The following is a 21,013-nucleotide window of genomic DNA, read 5'->3' as shown; positions in this document are numbered from 1 at the left end:
ACATAAAAAAACCCCGTGAATATACCCATACTATGGATACACCCACGAGACTTCGTGCAAACTTTTTTCTTCTTATGCAGACTTTTTTCTCATTCTGCAAACTTTATTCTGATTCAACACCACAGCCTTCTTTAATCCGCTTCTTAACGTGCGATGTTTTGGCTCTTTTGGACATAAAAACACCCCTTTAGACTACTGTAATCTAAAGGGGTAAAACGGTGAAACCTTTTATAAACAATACGACTTTATTTCAAAGCCACATTTCCATTTATATACTTGCTCCCGCTTACTCCACGGTTACGCTTTTGGCCAGGTTCCGCGGTTTGTCGACGTCGCAGTTGCGGTGCAGGGCTGCGTAGTAAGCGAGCAGCTGAAGGGGAATAACGGAAATGAGCGGTGTAAGCAGCTCATGGACTTCCGGGATGACGAAGCGGTCGTCTTCGGATTCGAGTCCCTTCATGGAAATGACGCATGGGTTGGCGCCGCGGGCTGCTACTTCTTTGACGTTGCCGCGAATGCTTAAGTTAACGCCTTCCTGTGTCGCCAAGGCGATGACCGGCGTGCCGTCTTCGATCAGGGCGATTGTGCCGTGCTTGAGTTCTCCTCCGGCAAAGCCTTCTGCCTGAATATAAGAAATTTCTTTCAGCTTTAAAGCGCCCTCAAGACCAACGTAGAAGTCGGTAGAACGGCCGATAAAGAAACAATTGCGGGCCGTGGCCAGATAGTCTCGGGCAATTTGTTCCAGCTCTTCTTTGGCATCGCAAAGGATTTCCATGGCGTTGGCGACAATGCCGAGCTCATGGACTAGATCAAAGTCTAATGCCCGGCCGCGGAATTGGGCCGCTGCGTTCGCTAAGATCGCGAGTACAGCAATTTGGGCTGTATAGGCCTTTGTAGAGGCCACAGCAATCTCAGGGCCGGCGTGAAGCAATAATGTATAGTCTGCTTCACGGGAAAGGGTAGAGCCAGGTACGTTGGTGATTGTTAATGCTTGATAGCCAAGCTCTTTCACCTTCACTAATACCGCCCGGCTGTCAGCTGTCTCTCCGCTTTGTGAAATAAAGATAAATAAAGGTTTCTCAGAAAGCATTGGCATGTTGTAAACAAATTCACTCGCTACATGAACTTCAGTCGGGATTTTTGCCATTTTCTCTAAGAATTGCTTTCCTACGAGTCCTGCGTGGTAGCTTGTGCCGCATGCCACGATATATAGACGATCCGCTTCATTCAGCGCTTGAAGGATATTGGCATCGATGGATAGCTTGCCTGTTTCACTTTGGTACGCTTGAATGATCTTGCGGGTAACGAGCGGCTGCTCGTCGATTTCTTTTATCATGTAGTGAGCATATGTGCCCTTTTCAATGTCGCTGGCATCTAATTCCGCTGTATAAGGTGCCCGTGTGATCCGTTCACCATCAAGATTTTGAATTGTGACTTGCTCTTTTGTCACGATGACCATTTCTTGATCCATCAACTCTACGAATTGATCGGTTACCTGCAGCATCGCCATGGCATCGGAAGCCACCACGTTAAAGCCTTCGCCTAAACCGACAAGCAGCGGGCTTTTATTTTTGGCTACGAAGATTGCATCTGGCGCTTCGGTGTCTAACAGCGCTAGGGCATAAGAACCTTTCAACAGCTTCAATGTTTTTCGGAAGGCTGCTTCCGTGTCCAGGCCTTCATTTACGAAAAGTTCGATTAGCTGCACGATTACTTCTGTATCCGTATCACTTTTCAGTGGAGTATCAAACAAATATTCTTTCTTTAATTGCTCATAGTTCTCGATGACGCCGTTATGCACAAGGGTAAAACGGCCGGAGACGCTCTGATGCGGATGGGCATTAAGCTTGCTTGGCGCTCCGTGAGTCGCCCAGCGGGTATGTCCAATTCCGGCCTTGGCCGCTACGCTCGGATCAACACTCTTTCTTAAATCTGCAATCCGGCCTTTTTCTTTAAAAACGTGAATGCCTTCTTCATTTCGAATAGCAATTCCCGCAGAATCATAACCGCGGTACTCCAGTTTTTCCAATCCTTTTAATAAAATTTCTTTCACATCGCTGTATCCGATATAACCAACGATTCCGCACATGTCAAATTTCCTCCTAATGTGGAAGATGGGGATAACAAGCAGAGCGCTTCTTAACCGCTCTTCCCTTTTCACTCTTTTTTGTGCCGCATTTCCTTCCCTTTGTGCATAAAGTTGCCTTTATGTTTTAAGGAAGAACTGACGGTTGTGCCGGCTCAACCGGGAGGCATCCGCCGATTGCTCGATAAACCTCCTCCTCGTCAACTAGCTGGGCTCTCTCCCGCTAGTTCAGGCGCTTTTGAGAAATATAATCCTTACCTTTACTCTGCCTCCTTTACAATAAAGTAATAAAACACGATAATCATACACTACTTATTTTCCATCAGTCAACTAACATCTTCGGCTTTTTAAAAATTAAGCCTATTCTATTAACAAACTATGAAAAAGAGACGCATTTGCGCCTCTTTTCATTGCTTTCGATTGGGAACTGCTTGCCTACTTCTCTAATCCCATTTCTTTTTTCACTTCGGTGGCAATGCGTTCTACATACGCTCGACATTGCTCTTCAGTTGCGGCTTCCACCATGATGCGAACGAGCGGCTCCGTTCCAGACGGGCGCACTAATACGCGGCCATTTCCGCCCATTTCCGCTTCCACTTCTTCAATCACGGCTTTCACTTTTTCATTTTCCGCTACCTTATGCTTATCCGTTACCCGGACATTCACAAGGATTTGCGGGTATTTCTTCATCTCTGCTGCGAGTTCAGATAATGGCTTTTTCGTCATCTTCATAACATTGACAAGCTGAAGCCCTGTTAACAGCCCGTCTCCCGTTGTGTTGTAATCAAGGAAAATGATATGCCCCGACTGCTCTCCGCCAAGATTGTAATTATGCTTTTTCATCGCTTCCACGACATAGCGGTCACCGACAGCCGTTTGCACGCTTTGAATGCCATGCTCTTCTAAACCTTTATAGAAGCCAAGATTGCTCATCACCGTAGACACGACAACAGAATCCTTCAGCTGGCCTTCTTTATTTAAGTAGTTCGCGCAAATGTACATGATTTGATCGCCGTCTACAATGTTTCCTTTTTCGTCCACAGCAATTAAGCGGTCGCCATCGCCGTCAAAAGACAGACCAATATCGGCTCCCTTCTCCTTCACAAACGCGGCCAAGGCTTCCGGATGAGTAGACCCGACTCCATCATTAATATTCAGGCCGTCCGGGGAAGTCCCCATTGTGGAAATATCCGCTTCCAGATCAGCAAACAAATGAGTCGCTAAAGAAGAAGTTGCTCCGTGTGCGCAATCTAACGCGACATGGATATTGGAAAAATCTTCATCAACGGACTGTTTCAAGTACTGGATATATTTTTGGCCGCCTTCAAAATAGTCGTTCAGCTGGCCAAGCTCTCCGCCGGTTGGGCGCGGCAACGTATCTTCTTCTTGATCAAGCAGCGCTTCAATTTCCGCTTCTTGTTCATCCGACAGCTTAAATCCGTCTGATCCAAAGAATTTAATGCCGTTATCTGCGACCGGATTATGAGAAGCAGAGATCATGACACCCGCTTGAGCATCCATCGCTTTTGTTAAGTAAGCGACACCTGGTGTAGAAATCACTCCCAAGCGCATCACTTCCGCTCCAATTGACAATAGACCGGCTACTAGGGCACCTTCAAGCATAGGGCCAGAGATGCGTGTATCCCGACCGACTAAGACCTTTGGACGTTCTGCGTTTTTCGTTAAAACGTACCCTCCAAATCTTCCCAACTTAAAGGCTAACTCTGGAGTAAGTTCCGCATTCGCTACTCCTCTGACTCCGTCTGTCCCAAAATACTTACCCATTAATAGACTCTCTCCTTTATTTGCCTAATAGAAAACAAAGCTTATTCATTGGTTTCTTCTTCCGGTTTACTTTCCGGACTTCCCTCTGCTGTTACTTTTACTTTAATGGTTTGCGGGGATACAAAATTTAATCCCTCTGCCAATTCAATAGGAACCTTCACCGTTGTGCTTTTCCGGATGTCGCTCACATCAATGGGAACCATCAGTTCTTCTATCTCTTCCAATATGGATTCTTTCCCATAGATGGTCAGCTCTTCTGTTTCAGGTTCAATTCCCGTGACGGTTACTCCCTTAGGCGGCGTTCCCTTTGGAAACACATCCAACTTGATTTTCTTGCTTGGATTCTTCACAGTAATGGATACTTGAACGGTCTCCGGCTCGACTTTGACGTCCAGCTTGTTGAGCTCGCTGTCAAGCACCTGGACTTTGGCGGTGCCGGTTGTTTCTTTATCCACCTTTTGCTTAGCATCAAGCGTGGCTTTAACATAGGCAATCTTATTAATCGCTTCCTCTGGACCAATGATTTTCACACGCCGCGGATCGACAGATAGATCTTCCACTTGGTAGCCTTCTGCCAGCAAATTATCATTAAATTCCGGGTCTACCACAAACAGATCTGATACCTTTTCTTCAATCGTGAGATTCACCCTTTCCGGCTGCACGGTCACTCTTAATTTATCAGAGAAATTCTTATGTTTGATCCGGACGCGGTGCTCGCCGATGCTCAAGTTGGTTAAATCGACAAAAAGCTCGTATTCCTTTAATCGCTTAGTGGATTCTATAATGCTTTTCGGGCCTTCTATTTTTACTTGGACCTTCTTCGGCAAGCCAGAAACAAACAAATTTTCCGAATCAAAATAGGCCTGCACCGGCACACCGGTAAGGATCTCGCTGTTTTCTCGCGATGAGTTGTCCGCTTTTTGGTCCAGTTCAAAATCATCAAAATTCACCGATGTATAAAGTAACACAGCCAGCAAAAATGCTATGGCGCGCATAAACCATGGGCTATCTACAAATTTATCCATTATTCTTTTTCACCCTCCAACTCCACCGGTTCGAGGAATCATTCTTTTCGATGGTTAGCAATTCATGCTGCAAGAGCTTCTTAAATTCCTCAGGTGATAATTCGCGGTATAAATCTCCGTTTTTCGTCACGGATACCGCTCCGGTTTCTTCAGAGACGACAATCGTAATGCTGTCTGTTACTTCACTTATCCCTAAAGCTGCCCGGTGGCGTGTGCCTAGCTCCTTAGAGATAAACGGGCTTTCTGAAAGCGGCAAGTAACAGGCTGCGGCTGAGATTTGATTCTTTTGAATAATAACAGCCCCATCGTGAAGCGGAGTATTCGGAATAAATATATTGATCAGCAGTTCAGACGATATGGCTGAATTCATCATAATGCCTGTTTCTATGTAATCATTCAGCCCCGTTTCCTTCTCAATAGAGATAAGCGCCCCGATCCGTCTTTTCGCCATATAACTAACTGACTTCACAAGGGCTTCCACCATCTTGCGCTGCTCTTCATTCTCCTGCGTGATATTTCTGGCAAACAGCCTTCCGCGCCCAAGCTGTTCAAGAGCCCTTCTTACTTCCGGCTGGAAGATAATAATAACGGCTAAAAATCCCCATGTTAAGGCTTGTTCCATAATCCAGCTTAACGTATCCAAACCCAGTAAACCACTGGCACTTCTGATCGCTACGATGACAAATATTCCTTTTAACAGCTGAACCGCTTTCGTTCCCCGTATCACCATCAGCAATTTATAAACAACAAACCATACAAGTAGTATATCTAATGCATTGGACAAATAATCCAACACGGTAAATTCTTGAAAGAAGTTTGAAAACGGCATATTACATCCTCCAATAATGTAATGACTGTAGCCGTATAGAGGCTGAGTGTCTGACTTAACTTATACATTATAACACATTCTTTATGGAAGACGAATGTAAAAGGAGCTGGCCTTGTCTCAGCACGGAAGGAGCCAGCTCTTGTCTAAACAGCAACAGCCATTCCTATTGGAATATATCCGACGCTGTTTTTTTCATTTTGTACCACACCCAACCGAACACTTCATCAACCTCCTCAATTTCTCCGGACACCTTTCCAGCAGATGCCATATATTTATCGCCGTTAATGACTGTTACATTGCCCTTTACTTCGCCTTCTATTCGAATATCTCCATTTTCCACAACAATATCGCCGTCTATCCTCTTTCCTGCCGGGACAACCACAGTGTGATTCTCCACTTCTAATTGGTCATGCTTGGTAAAGGCGAATTTCTCTTCCCCTTGCTGCCACATCGTAAAGAAGCCGCCTGTCATGAGCACAAGAAATAAGGAGGCTGCTGTAAAAAATGGATGTTGCCTGAACCAGCGCTGCACGCCAATGGATTTTCTTTCCTTTGGCAAGGCATATAATACTTTTTCTGTAAACCCGGCGGGCGCCTGTATATGGGAGGTGCTTTGCACAAAGGCAATGGTCTTTTTCAGTTCCAAAAAATGCTGCCTGCAGCTGCTGCAGCTGTCTAAATGGCTTTTCAGCTCTTGCAGCTGCCCCGTATCAAGCTCTCCATCTAAGTGACTATGCATAAATTCTACAATATGTTTTGGACAAGAAGCCATCATCGTACACATCCCTTCGATTACAAATTCCGTAAATATTTTCGAAGTGCTTCACGTCCCCGATGCACTCTTGTTTTCACGGTGCCCAGAGGCAAATCCAAAATATCGGCAATTTCCTGCAGCGGCAGCTCTTCAATATACTTGAGGACGATCACAGAACGGTACTTTTCCGGCAGTCTAAAAATCGCCTTTTGAATCGTTTCCTGCAATTCCAAGCTCTCCACTTCCTCTTCAGGAAGCCTATCGCCTGAGGAAATCTGAGAATACATATTGAGTCCTTCTGTGCCAGTTATTTCTGCATCCAGATGATAATCGGGCTTTTTTTTACGAATTCGGTCAATACAAAGGTTGGTGGCTATTCTGTACAGCCATGTTGCAAATTTCCTTTTGGGATCGTAGGTGTGGATATTGATGAAAGCTTTAATAAAGGCTTCCTGAGCTGCATCTTCCGCCTCATGCCGGTCCCACAGCATCCGGAAGCAAATTTGATACACTTTATCTTTATAAAATTCAACAATCTCACCAAACGCGTTCTGATCCCCTTTAAGCACTTGTTTAATTCTTCTATGCACTATTAACTCCATTGCTCTTTTACCTCCGCCCTGGCAGGTAACATTATATACGATTATGCCACCAAAAGGTTTCAAAATTTTATTGCTTTAGAATCATCATCCTTCCAACAAACCATCTTCTATTCTAGCAGACTGAAGATATGCTTGAAAAAGCTGTTTGCATGGTCTTCAAATCGGGTATGATGGTTTTAAATCTTTCATTAGACAGGGGTGACAAATATGATGCCGACGACACCGGACATCTTGAATGAAATTGAACAATATCGAAATAAAATGGTCTTGTTAGCGATGAAAACCTCATTTTCTGATACGAAAGTCGTTGAAATAAGCACGAAGCTGGATGAGTTATTAAATGAATACGAGATGAAGAAATAAGGAAGAAGGCTATATAATTATCTGTTACAGCAGCTTTTCCCCCAGTAAAGAGCCGATTAACGCGACAGCCACTGAAGCTGTTTTGTTTCTTTCATCAAGGATCGGATTGACTTCTACAAACTCCGCGGATGTAATCAAACCGCTCTCTTCCAGCATTTCCATCGCTAAGTGGCTTTCTCTATAGGTTATCCCCCCATTTACTGGCGTACCGACCCCCGGAGCATCCATCGGGTCCAGTCCATCCAAATCTAACGATAAATGAACGGCATCCACTTTATCCGCTAAATAAGCAATCGCTTCTTTCATGACGGCTGTCATGCCGAGACGATCTACTTCATGCATAGTATACACTTGAATCCCCAGCTCGTTGATTAAAGCTTTTTCTCCTGGATCAAGCGCCCGGGCGCCAATAATTACAATATTCTCCGGCTTTATTTTAGGCGAGTATCCATGGATTTCGGCCAAATCTTTGTGGCCAATGCCTAAACTAACCGCCAGCGACATGCCGTGAATATTTCCAGTAGGGGACGTTTCGGGTGTATTTAAATCTCCATGGGCATCATACCAAATAACACCCAGGTTTTGATAGTGCTTGGCTGTTCCGGCTAACGTGCCGATCGCAACACTGTGATCACCGCCGAGCACAAGCGGAAAACGTCCCGACTGTATAACTTCATCCACTTTACAGGCAAGCTTGGCATTTGCTTCTGTTACAGCCTTTACATTTTTTAGATGAATAGATTCCGCCCCAGCCGGATGGCTTCTATTAATCTCTATATCACCGCAATCCTCCACATCGATTCCCAGCGCTTGGATTCTTTCCAATACACCAGCATAGCGGATGGCGCTCGGTCCCATATCGACTCCTCTACGCAGCTGGCCAAGATCCATCGGCACTCCGATAAGTCCTATTTTTCTGGTCACTCCAATCACTCCCCTTTGGATGTTAGCTTTATTGTACTAAGAACCTCCAGCGTGACTCAACCAAACAAATTTCTGAATATTTATTCTTCTTTCCGCACAAAAAAGCTGTTTAATCATTGTGTGATTAAACAGCTTTTGAGAAGTGAGCCATGAAGGACTCGAACCTTCGACCCTCTGATTAAAAGTCAGATGCTCTACCAACTGAGCTAATGGCTCCGGCAATGGCTGGGCTAGAAGGATTCGAACCTTCGAATGACGGAATCAAAATCCGCTGCCTTACCGCTTGGCTATAGCCCAATATTTATAAATAGTCAGCAAAGTACGCACAAATATGTATGGGAAATGGTGGAGGGGGGCAGATTCGAACTGCCGAACCCGAAGGAGCGGATTTACAGTCCGCCGCGTTTGGCCGCTTCGCTACCCCTCCAATAAATAAGTGGTGCCGGCAAGAGGACTTGAACCCCCAACCTACTGATTACAAGTCAGTTGCTCTACCAGTTGAGCTACACCGGCACTTCACATGGTGGAGGATGACGGGATCGAACCGCCGACCCTCTGCTTGTAAGGCAGATGCTCTCCCAGCTGAGCTAATCCTCCGTAAATGGTGACCCGTACGGGATTCGAACCCGTGTTACCGCCGTGAAAGGGCGGTGTCTTAACCACTTGACCAACGGGCCAACTCTTTTAAAAAATAGTAAGCTTCCAACCGGGCTCGAACCGGTGACCTCTTCCTTACCATGGAAGTGCTCTACCTGCTGAGCTATGGAAGCAATGGCTCCGCAGGTAAGATTCGAACTTACGACCGATCGGTTAACAGCCGATTGCTCTACCACTGAGCTACTGCGGAATGGTTGTCCAATCGCCTGGCAGCGTCCTACTCTCACAGGGGGAAAACCCCAACTACCATCGGCGCTGAAGAGCTTAACTTCCGTGTTCGGGATGGGAACGGGTGTGACCTCTTCGCTATCGCCACCAGACCATTAAAGACAAGGTTTATTATAACAAAATCTTATTGCTTTGCAAGCTTTTTTATTATAATTTTTATTCTTTCAAAACTGGATAATATCTATTGTAACCTGCTATACCGTGCCATTGTTTGTGCTGCCCAGCAGAAGGGACTGAATGAGCGCCTTCCGCTTTTCGTTTTGTCTAGCTGCAGGCGCTAGCGGCTCGAGGTCACAAGCTCATCTGTCTTCAAGGTTCAAAAACAACCTTCAGTCAGCTGATCTTGTGCTTGTCGCCGCTGGACGAGCGCCTTCCGCTTTTCGTTGTCCAGCTGCAGCGGCCAGACTCTCGGTCATAAGCCGTCACGCCTGTGTGGCCAAGAACGCCACTTTGGCGGTCCGTCTTATGCCTGCCGAGTCTGATCGGCCGCTTTCGCTTTTCGTTGGTTAAGTCCTCGATCGATTAGTATTCGTCAGCTTCACGTGTCGCCACGCTTCCACCTCGAACCTATCTACCTGATCATCTTTCAGGGATCTTACTAGCTTGCGCTATGGGAAATCTCATCTTGAGGGGGGCTTCATGCTTAGATGCTTTCAGCACTTATCCCGTCCGCACATAGCTACCCAGCGATGCCTTTGGCAAGACAACTGGTACACCAGCGGTGCGTCCATCCCGGTCCTCTCGTACTAAGGACAGCTCCTCTCAAATTTCCTGCGCCCGCGACGGATAGGGACCGAACTGTCTCACGACGTTCTGAACCCAGCTCGCGTACCGCTTTAATGGGCGAACAGCCCAACCCTTGGGACCGACTACAGCCCCAGGATGCGATGAGCCGACATCGAGGTGCCAAACCTCCCCGTCGATGTGGACTCTTGGGGGAGATAAGCCTGTTATCCCCGGGGTAGCTTTTATCCGTTGAGCGATGGCCCTTCCATGCGGAACCACCGGATCACTAAGCCCGACTTTCGTCCCTGCTCGACTTGTAGGTCTCGCAGTCAAGCTCCCTTGTGCCTTTACACTCTGCGAATGATTTCCAACCATTCTGAGGGAACCTTTGGGCGCCTCCGTTACCTTTTAGGAGGCGACCGCCCCAGTCAAACTGCCCGCCTGACACTGTCTCCCACCCCGATCAGGGGTGCGGGTTAGAAGTTCAACACAGCCAGGGTAGTATCCCACCAGCGCCTCCACCGAAGCTGGCGCTCCGGTTTCAAAGGCTCCTACCTATCCTGTACAAGCTGTGCCGAAATTCAATATCAGGCTGCAGTAAAGCTCCACGGGGTCTTTCCGTCCTGTCGCGGGTAACCTGCATCTTCACAGGTACTATAATTTCACCGAGTCTCTCGTTGAGACAGTGCCCAGATCGTTACGCCTTTCGTGCGGGTCGGAACTTACCCGACAAGGAATTTCGCTACCTTAGGACCGTTATAGTTACGGCCGCCGTTTACTGGGGCTTCAGTTCACACCTTCGCTAATGCTAAGCGCTCCCCTTAACCTTCCAGCACCGGGCAGGCGTCAGCCCCTATACTTCGCCTTACGGCTTCGCAGAGACCTGTGTTTTTGCTAAACAGTCGCCTGGGCCTATTCACTGCGGCTCCTCGAGGCTATTCACCTCAAAGAGCACCCCTTCTCCCGAAGTTACGGGGTCATTTTGCCGAGTTCCTTAACGAGAGTTCACTCGCTCACCTTAGGATTCTCTCCTCGCCTACCTGTGTCGGTTTGCGGTACGGGCACCTGTTACCTCGCTAGAGGCTTTTCTTGGCAGTGTGGAATCAGGAACTTCGGTACTTTATTTCCCTCGCCGTCACAGCTCCGCCTGTATGGTGACGGGATTTGCCTCGTCACCGGCCTAACTGCTTGGACGCGCATATCCAGCCGCGCGCTTGCCCTATCCTCCTGCGTCCCCCCATTGCTCAAATGGTAAAGAGGTGGTACAGGAATATCAACCTGTTCTCCATCGCCTACGCCTGTCGGCCTCGGCTTAGGTCCCGACTAACCCTGAGAGGACGAGCCTTCCTCAGGAAACCTTAGGCATTCGGTGGAAGGGATTCTCACCCTTCTTTCGCTACTCATACCGGCATTCTCACTTCTAAGCGCTCCACCAGTCCTTCCGGTCTGGCTTCTCCGCCCTTAGAACGCTCTCCTACCACGGACACCGATTGGTGTCCATCCGCAGCTTCGGTGATACGTTTAGCCCCGGTACATTTTCGGCGCAGAGTCACTCGACCAGTGAGCTATTACGCACTCTTTAAATGGTGGCTGCTTCTAAGCCAACATCCTGGTTGTCTAAGCAACTCCACATCCTTTTCCACTTAACGTATACTTGGGGACCTTAGCTGGCGGTCTGGGCTGTTTCCCTCTTGACTGCGGATCTTATCACTCGCAGTCTGACTCCCAAGGATAAGTCTTTGGCATTCGGAGTTTGTCTGAATTCGGTAACCCGATGGGGGCCCCTAGTCCAAACAGTGCTCTACCTCCAAGACTCTTCCCTTGAGGCTAGCCCTAAAGCTATTTCGGAGAGAACCAGCTATCTCCAGGTTCGATTGGAATTTCACCGCTACCCACACCTCATCCCCGCACTTTTCAACGTGCGTGGGTTCGGGCCTCCAGTAAGTGTTACCTTACCTTCACCCTGGACATGGGTAGATCACCTGGTTTCGGGTCTGCGACCTCATACTCATTCGCCCTGTTCAGACTCGCTTTCGCTGCGGCTCCGCCTTCTCGGCTTAACCTCGCATGAAATCGCAACTCGCCGGTTCATTCTACAAAAGGCACGCCATCACCCATAAATGGGCTCTGACTACTTGTAGGCACACGGTTTCAGGATCTCTTTCACTCCCCTTCCGGGGTGCTTTTCACCTTTCCCTCACGGTACTGGTTCACTATCGGTCACTAGGGAGTATTTAGCCTTGGGAGATGGTCCTCCCGGATTCCGACGGAATTTCACGTGTTCCGCCGTACTCAGGATCCACTCAGGAGAGAGAGGCATTTCAGCTACAGGATTGTTACCTTCTCTGATGGGCCTTTCCAGACCGCTTCGCTTATGCCGCTCTTTTGTAACTCCATATAGAGTGTCCTACAACCCCAGAAGGCAAGCCTTCTGGTTTGGGCTGTTCCCGTTTCGCTCGCCGCTACTCAGGGAATCGCGTTTGCTTTCTCTTCCTCCAGGTACTGAGATGTTTCAGTTCCCCGGGTGTGCCTTCTCCTGTCCTATGGATTCAGACAGGGATGCTGTTCCATTACGAACAGCGGGTTTCCCCATTCGGAAATCTCCGGATCAAAGCTTACTTACAGCTCCCCGAAGCATATCGGTGTTAGTCCCGTCCTTCATCGGCTCCTAGTGCCAAGGCATCCACCGTGCGCCCTTTCTAACTTAACCTAAAATGGCGATTACTCGGTATTGCTTGGTTACTTTATACGATATTATCCAGTTTTCAAAGAACAATGTTGATCTTTTGAAGGCATTCATCCTTCAAAACTGAACAAAATAAAACGTCACGTTTCGTTGGAGTAAGAACAGCGTTCTTACTTTCCGTTATCCTTAGAAAGGAGGTGATCCAGCCGCACCTTCCGATACGGCTACCTTGTTACGACTTCACCCCAATCATCTGCCCCACCTTAGGCGGCTGGCTCCCGTAAGGGTTACCCCACCGACTTCGGGTGTTGCAAACTCTCGTGGTGTGACGGGCGGTGTGTACAAGGCCCGGGAACGTATTCACCGCGGCATGCTGATCCGCGATTACTAGCGATTCCGGCTTCATGCAGGCGAGTTGCAGCCTGCAATCCGAACTGAGAATGGTTTTATGGGATTGGCTAAACCTCGCGGTCTTGCAGCCCTTTGTACCATCCATTGTAGCACGTGTGTAGCCCAGGTCATAAGGGGCATGATGATTTGACGTCATCCCCACCTTCCTCCGGTTTGTCACCGGCAGTCACCTTAGAGTGCCCAACTGAATGCTGGCAACTAAGATCAAGGGTTGCGCTCGTTGCGGGACTTAACCCAACATCTCACGACACGAGCTGACGACAACCATGCACCACCTGTCACTCTGTCCCCCGAAGGGGAAAGCTCTGTCTCCAGAGCGGTCAGAGGATGTCAAGACCTGGTAAGGTTCTTCGCGTTGCTTCGAATTAAACCACATGCTCCACCGCTTGTGCGGGCCCCCGTCAATTCCTTTGAGTTTCAGCCTTGCGGCCGTACTCCCCAGGCGGAGTGCTTAATGCGTTAGCTGCAGCACTGAAGGGCGGAAACCCTCCAACACTTAGCACTCATCGTTTACGGCGTGGACTACCAGGGTATCTAATCCTGTTCGCTCCCCACGCTTTCGCGCCTCAGCGTCAGTTACAGACCAAAGAGCCGCCTTCGCCACTGGTGTTCCTCCACATCTCTACGCATTTCACCGCTACACGTGGAATTCCGCTCTTCTCTTCTGCACTCAAGTCTTCCAGTTTCCAATGACCCTCCACGGTTGAGCCGTGGGCTTTCACATCAGACTTAAAAGACCGCCTGCGCGCGCTTTACGCCCAATAATTCCGGACAACGCTTGCCACCTACGTATTACCGCGGCTGCTGGCACGTAGTTAGCCGTGGCTTTCTGGTCAGGTACCGTCAAGGTGCCGGCAGTTACTCCGACACTTGTTCTTCCCTGACAACAGAGCTTTACGATCCGAAAACCTTCTTCACTCACGCGGCGTTGCTCCGTCAGACTTTCGTCCATTGCGGAAGATTCCCTACTGCTGCCTCCCGTAGGAGTCTGGGCCGTGTCTCAGTCCCAGTGTGGCCGATCACCCTCTCAGGTCGGCTACGCATCGTCGCCTTGGTGAGCCGTTACCTCACCAACTAGCTAATGCGCCGCGGGTCCATCTGTAAGCGACAGCCGAAGCCGCCTTTCAATCTTCCTTCATGCGAAGAAAGAACTTATCCGGTATTAGCCCCGGTTTCCCGGAGTTATCCCCGTCTTACAGGCAGGTTACCCACGTGTTACTCACCCGTCCGCCGCTGACTTAAGCAGGAGCAAGCTCCCGCTAAGTCCGCTCGACTTGCATGTATTAGGCACGCCGCCAGCGTTCGTCCTGAGCCAGGATCAAACTCTCCGATAAGATTGTTTGCTTAGCTCATAATAATAAATTGAATTAACGTTGACGTTTATTTTGTTCAGTTTTCAAGGATCAATTTCATTCGGTGTCGTTAACAGCGACTTTCTCATATTAACATCTGTTCTGTGTGAAAGTCAATCGTTTTTTTAAAATTTATTTTTTGCTGTTGTTTTAGCGACATTTAATAATTTATCATGATCCTTTTTTGAAGTCAATGATTTATTTATATTTTTTTGTCATACTTTTTTGGTAGCCTAGATATTCCAAGCATTCTCTCTCTGAAGCAACCCGCTTGAACAGTTCAAACAGCCGGTCGTACTTCTTTTTCATGGATTGCTTAACGGCTATATCTATTCGCGTATCGCCCCAATCAAACAGGATCTCGTCCATTTCCCTTTTTATTAAATAGTAAATTTCCCGCTTTTCTTCTTCATTAATTAACAGCGCAAGCATTTCATCACCCATTTTCCGTTGTATTCACTTTATATCTCTATGCTATTCGCCGGCTCAATTTGTTTGTCATATTATTTATGTACATGCTCATAAAAATGATTAAGACCATTGAACCGGGGGGAGAGCATGACTTTCTTTTATTCTTTAAACGCCAAGAAAGCTAAGCGCTTTTTGCTTTTACTGTCTGTTTCCTTTTTTACCGCTCTTTTATTATTTACACAAAACTTTCTGAGCATCCCCGTTTTCTCTTCAAAGGAGACACCGAAAGCCATTTATAAAGGTGAAAAAGGGATCGCTCTAACTTTTGATATTGGCTGGGGCGATGAAAAAGCCGAAAAGATTGTCCAGACGCTCATTCGCCATAAAACAAAAGCCACCTTTTTCTTATCTGGTTCATGGGCAGAGCGCCATCCCGATTTAATAAAAAAGATGAAGAAACATCATTATGACATCGGCTTACTCGGCTATCAATATGTTGATTACACTGCGTTAACCGCTGAAGAAATCAAAAGGGATATCCTGAAAGCGCAAGAGGTGTTTAAAAAACTGCAAATAGAGGATATCAAGCTGATGCGGGCACCGACAGGCCATTTTAATCAAGAGGTGGTGAATATCGCTGATCAGATGGGAATGACCTATGTGCACTGGAGCGTTGATACGAAGGATTGGAAAAACCCCGGCGCCGCCCGGATTTTGGCCAAAATAAAAGAAGCGGGACCAGGAGATATTATCTTCCTGCACGCTTCGGATTCAGCTAAACAAACAAACGAACTCCTGCCCGAAGCCATCGACTATTTATCAGCCCGCAGCAAGATCGTCACTGTATCTGAATTAATCGCCAACGGAACAGCTGAAACGAAGCTCATCAACTAATGTTCAGCCTCAATGATCAAATGACAAAAAAGCGGGTCTCTTAAGCGCCGCTTTTTTGTTTAGCTTGCTGATTGTACTTGGGCAGAAACAGCAGCTGAAAGGCATTGCAGGGCAGCAGGGTTAGCAGCATGATATACAGCCATTTTTTGTCGTTGACTTGCAATACGGGCAGCCATTCGAGCACTGTTAACACGACCATAAAGAACAGCGCGGAAATGAACACCTTTTTTTGCGTCTGTTTCGCTTTCAGCGCAGCAGTCACAAGGCCAACAACAAGCAAAAAGCCTGCTAATGAGAGGTATGGCACCAAGGACTCTCCTTTATCAGCAAAAGCTTGGAAGCGGAAATAAACAAGATCGAATAATACGAAAGCAATCAATAACAATTGGACACTCGTCCAAAAAGAGCGAAACATTCCTACCCCAAACTGATGAACAGTTAAATAAGCAAAATAGCCCATTTGACTGATGACACTGAAAGTAAAGCCAACAGCAATATGCCATACAACAATCGAAAACACATCCGTCCAGTCTCCCTTCGACATCAAAGGAGATAATTCATCCCAGCGAATGAACAGGCCGACGATTCCAGCGGCAAGTCCGCCGATGATTAATGTATGTACAAAAAACTTAACCCAACTTCGGATGGTCACACTCTTACCCCCAACTATATAGTTATGCTCTTTTGATTGTATCAACGACCATAAGAAAAAGCTAGGTAAAGGTTGATGGCGCGGTTGTATATTTTCCTGTGCTTTGCTCATATTAACAGTAAGAAAAAGCATGGGAAAGAAAGGAGCTTCCTCATGATGAAACACGCTTTGCCGCTCCTCCTGCTCACGCTCACTTTAACCGCATGCGGGGGCGGAACAACGGATGTAGGAAATGCGAATATGGATTATGAAGCAACGAAGAAAATGGTCGTTGATATACTAAAAACGGATGACGGAAAAAAAGCCATGCAGGAAATGATGAAAGACGAAAAAATCAAGCAGCAGCTCGTCATGGATCAAAAAATCGTCTCACAAACCATCGAGAACACCTTGCTGTCTGATAAAGGAAAGAAGTTTTGGAAGGAATCCTTTAAAGATCCCGCCTTTGCCTCAGCAGTTGCCAAAAGTATGAAGAAAGAGCATGAAGAGCTATTAAAAGCTCTGATGAAGGACCCTCAATATCAAGAAATGATGCTGGCGATTTTAAAAGATCCTGAATCCGAAAAAAATATCACCAAGCTGTTAAAAAGCAAAGAATACCGCAAGCATTTGCAAAGCGTGATGAATGAAAATTTCGAAAGCCCGCTTTACCAGGCAAAAATCCAAGAAATATTGCTGAAAGCCGCCAGCGAGCAAGCTGAGAGCGGCAAAGAGAAAAAAGGCAGCGAGGAAGGGAAGCAGCAGAATACAGGCGGACAATGATTAGCTGTCTTACCCAGAACAAGAAAAGAGGTGGACAAGCAGCGAGAGCAAGTTAGCTGCTGTCCACCCTTTTATTATTGGTTTTCCAACTTTTTCATGACATTCTGAGCAATGTCTTTATAAATGATACCTAGTTTATGGTCTTCTGCATAAACAGAAGGAGCGAACTCCTCTTCATTCCAATCAGGCTGCTGCAGCGGCAGTCTGCCCAGCACGTCCGTCCGAAGCTCCTCTGCCAGTTTATCTCCGCCTCCGCGCCCAAAGACATATTCCTTCTCGCCGGTTGTCTCGCTTTCAAAATACGCCATGTTCTCGATCACGCCGATGATTTCGTGTTCCGTTTGCAGAGCCATCGCGCCGGCACGGGCCGCAACGAAAGCGGCGGTCGGGTGCGGGGTGGAAACGATGATTTCCTTAGAATGAGGAATCATAGAGTGCACATCTAACGCGACGTCGCCAGTTCCAGGAGGCAGATCAAGCAACAGATAATCCAGCTCTCCCCACTCTACTTCGTTGAAAAAGTTATTCAGCATTTTCCCAAGCATAGGTCCGCGCCAAATAACGGGCGCGTTGTCCTCTACGAAGAATCCCATGGAAATCACTTGAACTCCAAAACGTTCAACCGGAATAATTTTGTCTCCGCGCACAACAGGGCGCTGCATGATCCCCATCATATCCGGCACACTGAATCCGTAAATGTCGGCATCAACCAACCCTACTTTCTTTCCTAAACGAGCCAGTGCCACCGCCAGGTTCACAGAGACAGTGGATTTTCCAACGCCTCCTTTTCCGCTAGCAATCGCAATAATCTGCGTTTGGCTGGCTGGAGAAAGCAGACCTTGATCCTGATTTCCGCCCTCTTGGCGGAATTTCGCTAAGACCTCTTCTGGAAGCTCGGAAAAGCGAATCCCAACTGTTTGCGCACCGGCTTCTTTCAGCGCGTTCACAATTTGCATTTGCAGCTGTAATTGCTCCGCTGTCCCAGTTTGGGCAATGGCCACCTTCACGCTGACATGCTGCTTCTCTTCCTTGATTTTGACTTCTACAATTCCGTTCGTCTCTGCTAATGTTTTATGTAAGAAAGGATCTTCCATTTGACCGAGAAGCTCCCGAACTTGTGCTTCTGTTACCACGCTATGCACCATCCTTCTTAAGATCGATTTCTTTCGTGATCCAGTATAACATATTTCAATCCGTCAAAAGAAGGATAGCGCTCGCAATGAGAGCTACCCTTCCTGCTGTTTATCTAAATAACGAAGCACACCTTTATAAATGGAAGCGGCCACCTTTTCTTGATAATCCTCTGCCATCAGCTCCCGCTTTTCATCGGGATTGGACAAAAACCCGATTTCCACTAAAGCTCCCGGTTTGTTGGCGTGTTTCAGCAAATACACATGATTGATTGCCTTGGCCACTCTCGTTGTGTTTTCCAAATTCAGCACAATTTCATCCTGAATGCACTTGGCGAGTTCTTTATTTTCTTGCAGGCTGGGCATAAAAAAAGTCTGCGCTCCCCGCCATTTCGGCGAGGGGATGGCGTTTAAATGAATGCTTAAAAACATGTCCGCTTTGGATTCGTTAATTAAGCTCAAACGCTTCTTTAAATCTTCCGTTTTTCGAGCGCGGAATCTTTTCGTATCCGGATCGGCTAAGTCTTTGTCACTTTCCCTAGTCATCAGCACAACAGCCCCTTGCTCTTGCAAATAATCGCGCACCTTTTCAGCTACTTGAAGCGCGATATCCTTCTCGAGCGCCTCCTTATCTCCTGCTCCTCCGTCGGGACCGCCATGACCGGCATCTAAATAAATCGTTTTCCCCGCAAGCGGAAGATTCCATGGCACCCAGGATTTTTCGTCCACCATCACCCATTGAAAAATAAAAATAAGTGCCGCTCCCGTTAAGAAAAAAGCCAGCCAAGCTCGCCATTTTTTCACATCCATCCCACCTTTATCATGCATGTAAGATACCGCAAAACTCCCACTTCAAGGGTAACGCAGGGAACCGAAAAACTACGTGAAAGATCACGGCACTTAATGCTCGATTTGTTCCGGCCCGCACGATGCAGGCTACAAAGGCGCTGCGATGCTAAGCCTTTGTTTTTTTCATCAGCGGGCGGTGAAAGAAAGCCCCGCTGCTTGAAGGCTTACTTAATTTCTTCCTGATGCCATCATATGGGACAAAGCAACGGATTATGAATGACGGAGCTGACTTTTTCACAGACTAGAACTTCCGCCGTTCGCACTGCTAGCTCCTTTCGATGCAGAAGAATACAGCCAAACAGCTTTTTCTCATACAAAAAAAACGCCCGAGCTTGCCAGTGAGGCGGCTGAACGGGCGTAACCTTATGATTTCAAGTGAGTCTCTTGTGATCCCCCTTGTTCTTGACTTTGTCCTGCATTCACATTCAGCAGCACGACTCCAAGAATGATGAGGAAAATGCCGCTGATTTTCATCACTGTTAATGACTCTTTAAATGCGAAATAGCCGATCACAGCAATGGCAGCTGTGCCAACCCCTGACCAGATGGCGTAGGCCACACTGACCGGAACGGCTCTTAGGGAAAAATTTAAACAAGCAAAAGCCAGTATGTAAAAGACAACCATTAAGATAGAAGGAATCCCTTTTGTAAACCCTTGCGACAGCTTCATCGCCACCGTCCCTATGATTTCAAATAAGATAGCGGCGGCTAAATACAACCAAGACATATGCTTCACTCCCTCGTATTTTTCATTCAATTCACTACAATTTCGGCCATCGCCTCTAAAACTTCTTGCAAGATTTTGGCTGATCCCTGCCTTTGCTGCTATATCGTCCATAGTAAACTTCCAACCTTTTTGATCCACTAGCTCAACAGCCGGCTTTAGCAGCTTCCTCTTCAAAGTGAAACCTCCCCACTCCAACATAATACTATTTTTTCATTATAGCACCAACAGATTGAATGCTATCATCACACCTTCAAAAGCGAAGTCCCCTCTAATATCACCCACATAGCAGGACTTCAGTTGTTTCCCCACTATTATGTGGGGCAGGGATTCATACTATTTATCTTCATATACTGGAGGAAGGACATCATCTGCACCGACTTAGAACAAGGCGTCAAACTGATCGACACGGCATTTTATATGAACGAGGGCGTTCTGATGAATTGACAGGGGAAGTGATCGAAGAATGCAAGCGTGAAGACATTGTCCTTGCGACAAAGGGAGCGCACAAGTTTGCAGGGGATAAGATGAAAACAGATCATTCTCCGGCATTCTTGAAGCAGACTGAAGAAGATAGCTTACGCCGCCTGCACATCGACTATATTAGTCTGCATGATATTTATTGCCCTGATGAACTACGCCGAAGGATGAAAGGAAAATCCGCTCCATCGGGGTTTCGAATTTCCCACTCCAACAGTTGAAGGAAACTAAGAAAGATGGCTATACCAATGGATTCCAAGTCCACTTAGCACGAGGCCGAAACAAGTTTTTTCCCTTATACCGAGAAAGAGAACATCACGTTCCTCCCTTATTTCTCTTACGTATGTAGTCTATATGCCATTCAATATATAAGATATCATGCGCACGTAAAGGGATTCCCTATTTAGACCTATTCCTTTTAAAAGGACTGACTACTATCTTATGTTCTTATAATCATCCTATATCTTTTGTAGATGATTCACTCATGTTCGTGTAGAGTTGGGTCATCAAGAACCTTTATATATTGTTACTTCTCACAATCATACGTTTGACCTTGTGCTTCGAATTGTTTTAGAGGTTGCTTCTTTTCGAGGTCTTGATAACCATAATAATAGTGCTTAATCTGTCCATTCTTTTCATAATACACTGCACCGCTAAACGAGATATTTTTAAGCACACCCACTA

Annotated in this window: 17 protein-coding genes, 8 tRNA genes and 3 rRNA genes; 4 read left to right on the top strand and 24 right to left on the bottom strand. The window is 47.0% G+C overall.

Annotated features, from left to right (window positions below; translation table 11 throughout):
* Window positions 1–286: 286 nt before the first annotated feature.
* The 6 genes from glmS to sigW form a co-directional block, all read right to left on the bottom strand.
* Window positions 287–2,089, bottom strand: coding sequence for a glutamine--fructose-6-phosphate transaminase (isomerizing) (glmS, locus tag CEF20_RS16315; protein ID WP_100332850.1), 1,803 nt, complete (start codon window positions 2,087–2,089; stop codon window positions 287–289).
* 432 nt (window positions 2,090–2,521) lie between these two features.
* Window positions 2,522–3,871: a phosphoglucosamine mutase gene (gene glmM, locus CEF20_RS16310; protein ID WP_100332849.1), complete on the bottom strand. Its 1,350-nt coding sequence runs from the start codon at window positions 3,869–3,871 to the stop codon at window positions 2,522–2,524.
* A 41-nt stretch (window positions 3,872–3,912) separates the two neighbouring features.
* Window positions 3,913–4,896, bottom strand: a complete 984-nt coding sequence (locus CEF20_RS16305) for a CdaR family protein (protein ID WP_100332848.1) — start codon at window positions 4,894–4,896, stop codon at window positions 3,913–3,915.
* Window positions 4,889–5,725, bottom strand: coding sequence for a diadenylate cyclase CdaA (gene cdaA / locus CEF20_RS16300; RefSeq protein ID WP_100332847.1), 837 nt, complete (start codon window positions 5,723–5,725; stop codon window positions 4,889–4,891). The genes CEF20_RS16305 and cdaA overlap by 8 nt, the downstream gene beginning before the upstream one ends.
* A 163-nt stretch (window positions 5,726–5,888) precedes the next feature.
* The gene (locus CEF20_RS16295) at window positions 5,889–6,497 is read right to left on the bottom strand and encodes an anti-sigma factor family protein (RefSeq protein ID WP_100332921.1); all 609 of its coding nucleotides are present in this window, start codon (window positions 6,495–6,497) and stop codon (window positions 5,889–5,891) included.
* Between the two features lie 20 nt (window positions 6,498–6,517).
* Complete coding sequence (gene sigW / locus CEF20_RS16290) at window positions 6,518–7,081, bottom strand: RNA polymerase sigma factor SigW (protein ID WP_100332846.1); 564 nt, start codon at window positions 7,079–7,081, stop codon at window positions 6,518–6,520.
* Window positions 7,082–7,288: 207 nt separating this feature from the next.
* Here sigW and CEF20_RS16285 point away from each other — a divergent pair, with 207 nt between their 5' ends.
* Window positions 7,289–7,444 (top strand): aspartyl-phosphate phosphatase Spo0E family protein, encoded by a 156-nt coding sequence (locus CEF20_RS16285; protein ID WP_100332845.1) that lies wholly within the window; start codon window positions 7,289–7,291, stop codon window positions 7,442–7,444.
* Window positions 7,445–7,468: 24 nt separating this feature from the next.
* On the opposite strand, the gene rocF is transcribed toward CEF20_RS16285, so the two are convergent.
* The 13 genes from rocF to CEF20_RS16220 all read right to left on the bottom strand — a co-directional run bounded on the left by rocF (window position 7,469) and on the right by CEF20_RS16220 (window position 14,872).
* Complete coding sequence (gene rocF / locus CEF20_RS16280) at window positions 7,469–8,368, bottom strand: arginase (protein WP_100332844.1); 900 nt, start codon at window positions 8,366–8,368, stop codon at window positions 7,469–7,471.
* 143 nt (window positions 8,369–8,511) lie between these two features.
* Window positions 8,512–8,584: transfer RNA gene (locus CEF20_RS16275), tRNA-Lys, on the bottom strand.
* A gap of 6 nt (window positions 8,585–8,590) precedes the next feature.
* Window positions 8,591–8,665 (bottom strand) — tRNA-Gln (locus CEF20_RS16270).
* Between the two features lie 46 nt (window positions 8,666–8,711).
* Window positions 8,712–8,795 (bottom strand) — tRNA-Tyr (locus CEF20_RS16265).
* Between the two features lie 10 nt (window positions 8,796–8,805).
* Window positions 8,806–8,881, bottom strand: a tRNA-Thr gene (locus CEF20_RS16260).
* Window positions 8,882–8,889: 8 nt separating this feature from the next.
* Window positions 8,890–8,965, bottom strand: a tRNA-Val gene (locus tag CEF20_RS16255).
* Window positions 8,966–8,970: 5 nt separating this feature from the next.
* Window positions 8,971–9,045: transfer RNA gene (locus CEF20_RS16250), tRNA-Glu, on the bottom strand.
* 20 nt (window positions 9,046–9,065) lie between these two features.
* Window positions 9,066–9,138, bottom strand: a tRNA-Thr gene (locus tag CEF20_RS16245).
* Window positions 9,139–9,140: 2 nt separating this feature from the next.
* Window positions 9,141–9,215, bottom strand: a tRNA-Asn gene (locus CEF20_RS16240).
* A 14-nt stretch (window positions 9,216–9,229) separates the two neighbouring features.
* Window positions 9,230–9,345 (bottom strand): 5S ribosomal RNA (gene rrf, locus CEF20_RS16235).
* A 410-nt stretch (window positions 9,346–9,755) separates the two neighbouring features.
* Window positions 9,756–12,689 (bottom strand): 23S ribosomal RNA (locus tag CEF20_RS16230).
* A 166-nt stretch (window positions 12,690–12,855) separates the two neighbouring features.
* Window positions 12,856–14,410, bottom strand: a 16S ribosomal RNA gene (locus CEF20_RS16225).
* The 16S, 23S and 5S rRNA genes sit together here with 8 tRNA genes alongside, the layout of an rRNA operon.
* 216 nt (window positions 14,411–14,626) lie before the next feature.
* Complete coding sequence (locus tag CEF20_RS16220) at window positions 14,627–14,872, bottom strand: hypothetical protein (RefSeq protein WP_332849205.1); 246 nt, start codon at window positions 14,870–14,872, stop codon at window positions 14,627–14,629.
* 114 nt (window positions 14,873–14,986) lie between these two features.
* Between CEF20_RS16220 and CEF20_RS16215 the strand changes: the two genes are divergently transcribed.
* Window positions 14,987–15,733: a polysaccharide deacetylase family protein gene (locus tag CEF20_RS16215; protein WP_100332843.1), complete on the top strand. Its 747-nt coding sequence runs from the start codon at window positions 14,987–14,989 to the stop codon at window positions 15,731–15,733.
* Between the two features lie 40 nt (window positions 15,734–15,773).
* Here the strand turns inward: CEF20_RS16215 and CEF20_RS16210 are convergent, their stop codons facing one another.
* Window positions 15,774–16,385, bottom strand: a complete 612-nt coding sequence (locus tag CEF20_RS16210; protein WP_100332842.1) for a KinB-signaling pathway activation protein — start codon at window positions 16,383–16,385, stop codon at window positions 15,774–15,776.
* Between the two features lie 153 nt (window positions 16,386–16,538).
* Between CEF20_RS16210 and gerD the strand changes: the two genes are divergently transcribed.
* Entirely contained in the window at window positions 16,539–17,147 is a 609-nt protein-coding gene (gene gerD / locus CEF20_RS16205; protein ID WP_100332841.1) for a spore germination lipoprotein GerD, read from the top strand.
* Window positions 17,148–17,221: 74 nt separating this feature from the next.
* On the opposite strand, the gene CEF20_RS16200 is transcribed toward gerD, so the two are convergent.
* The 3 genes from CEF20_RS16200 to CEF20_RS16190 form a co-directional block, all read right to left on the bottom strand.
* Window positions 17,222–18,280 (bottom strand): P-loop NTPase, encoded by a 1,059-nt coding sequence (locus CEF20_RS16200; RefSeq protein ID WP_100332840.1) that lies wholly within the window; start codon window positions 18,278–18,280, stop codon window positions 17,222–17,224.
* Window positions 18,281–18,373: 93 nt separating this feature from the next.
* On the bottom strand, window positions 18,374–19,081 hold the full coding sequence (gene cwlD / locus CEF20_RS16195; protein ID WP_269799238.1) for an N-acetylmuramoyl-L-alanine amidase CwlD: 708 nt from the start codon (window positions 19,079–19,081) through the stop codon (window positions 18,374–18,376).
* A gap of 408 nt (window positions 19,082–19,489) precedes the next feature.
* Window positions 19,490–19,852, bottom strand: a complete 363-nt coding sequence (locus tag CEF20_RS16190) for a DMT family transporter (RefSeq protein ID WP_100332918.1) — start codon at window positions 19,850–19,852, stop codon at window positions 19,490–19,492.
* A gap of 326 nt (window positions 19,853–20,178) precedes the next feature.
* Between CEF20_RS16190 and CEF20_RS16185 the strand changes: the two genes are divergently transcribed.
* Entirely contained in the window at window positions 20,179–20,550 is a 372-nt protein-coding gene (locus CEF20_RS16185; protein ID WP_408607834.1) for an aldo/keto reductase, read from the top strand.
* Window positions 20,551–20,855: 305 nt separating this feature from the next.
* Here CEF20_RS16185 and CEF20_RS16775 read toward each other — a convergent pair whose 3' ends face one another.
* A complete protein-coding gene (locus CEF20_RS16775) occupies window positions 20,856–21,011 on the bottom strand; it encodes a hypothetical protein (RefSeq protein ID WP_157796322.1) in 156 nt (51 codons plus the stop codon).
* Window positions 21,012–21,013 lie beyond the last annotated feature (2 nt).

It is taken from the genome of Bacillus xiapuensis, from assembly GCF_002797355.1.
Lineage (GTDB): Bacteria > Bacillota > Bacilli > Bacillales > Domibacillaceae > Bacillus_CE > Bacillus_CE xiapuensis.
Note: the sequence above shows the minus strand (reverse complement) of the source record. Positions and strands in the feature narration are given on the sequence as shown.

Excerpts from the sequence above, each read along its gene's own strand:
- glmS (WP_100332850.1), bottom strand. The coding sequence starts at position 2,089 with ATGTGCGGAATCGTTGGTTATATCGGATACAGCGATGTGAAAGAAATT.
- glmM (WP_100332849.1), bottom strand. The coding sequence starts at position 3,871 with ATGGGTAAGTATTTTGGGACAGACGGAGTCAGAGGAGTAGCGAATGCG.
- CEF20_RS16305 (WP_100332848.1), bottom strand. The coding sequence starts at position 4,896 with ATGGATAAATTTGTAGATAGCCCATGGTTTATGCGCGCCATAGCATTT.
- cdaA (WP_100332847.1), bottom strand. The coding sequence starts at position 5,725 with ATGCCGTTTTCAAACTTCTTTCAAGAATTTACCGTGTTGGATTATTTG.
- CEF20_RS16295 (WP_100332921.1), bottom strand. The coding sequence starts at position 6,497 with ATGGCTTCTTGTCCAAAACATATTGTAGAATTTATGCATAGTCACTTA.
- sigW (WP_100332846.1), bottom strand. The coding sequence starts at position 7,081 with ATGGAGTTAATAGTGCATAGAAGAATTAAACAAGTGCTTAAAGGGGAT.
- CEF20_RS16285 (WP_100332845.1), top strand. The coding sequence starts at position 7,289 with ATGATGCCGACGACACCGGACATCTTGAATGAAATTGAACAATATCGA.
- CEF20_RS16220 (WP_332849205.1), bottom strand. The coding sequence starts at position 14,872 with ATGGGTGATGAAATGCTTGCGCTGTTAATTAATGAAGAAGAAAAGCGG.
- CEF20_RS16215 (WP_100332843.1), top strand. The coding sequence starts at position 14,987 with ATGACTTTCTTTTATTCTTTAAACGCCAAGAAAGCTAAGCGCTTTTTG.
- gerD (WP_100332841.1), top strand. The coding sequence starts at position 16,539 with ATGATGAAACACGCTTTGCCGCTCCTCCTGCTCACGCTCACTTTAACC.
- CEF20_RS16190 (WP_100332918.1), bottom strand. The coding sequence starts at position 19,852 with ATGTCTTGGTTGTATTTAGCCGCCGCTATCTTATTTGAAATCATAGGG.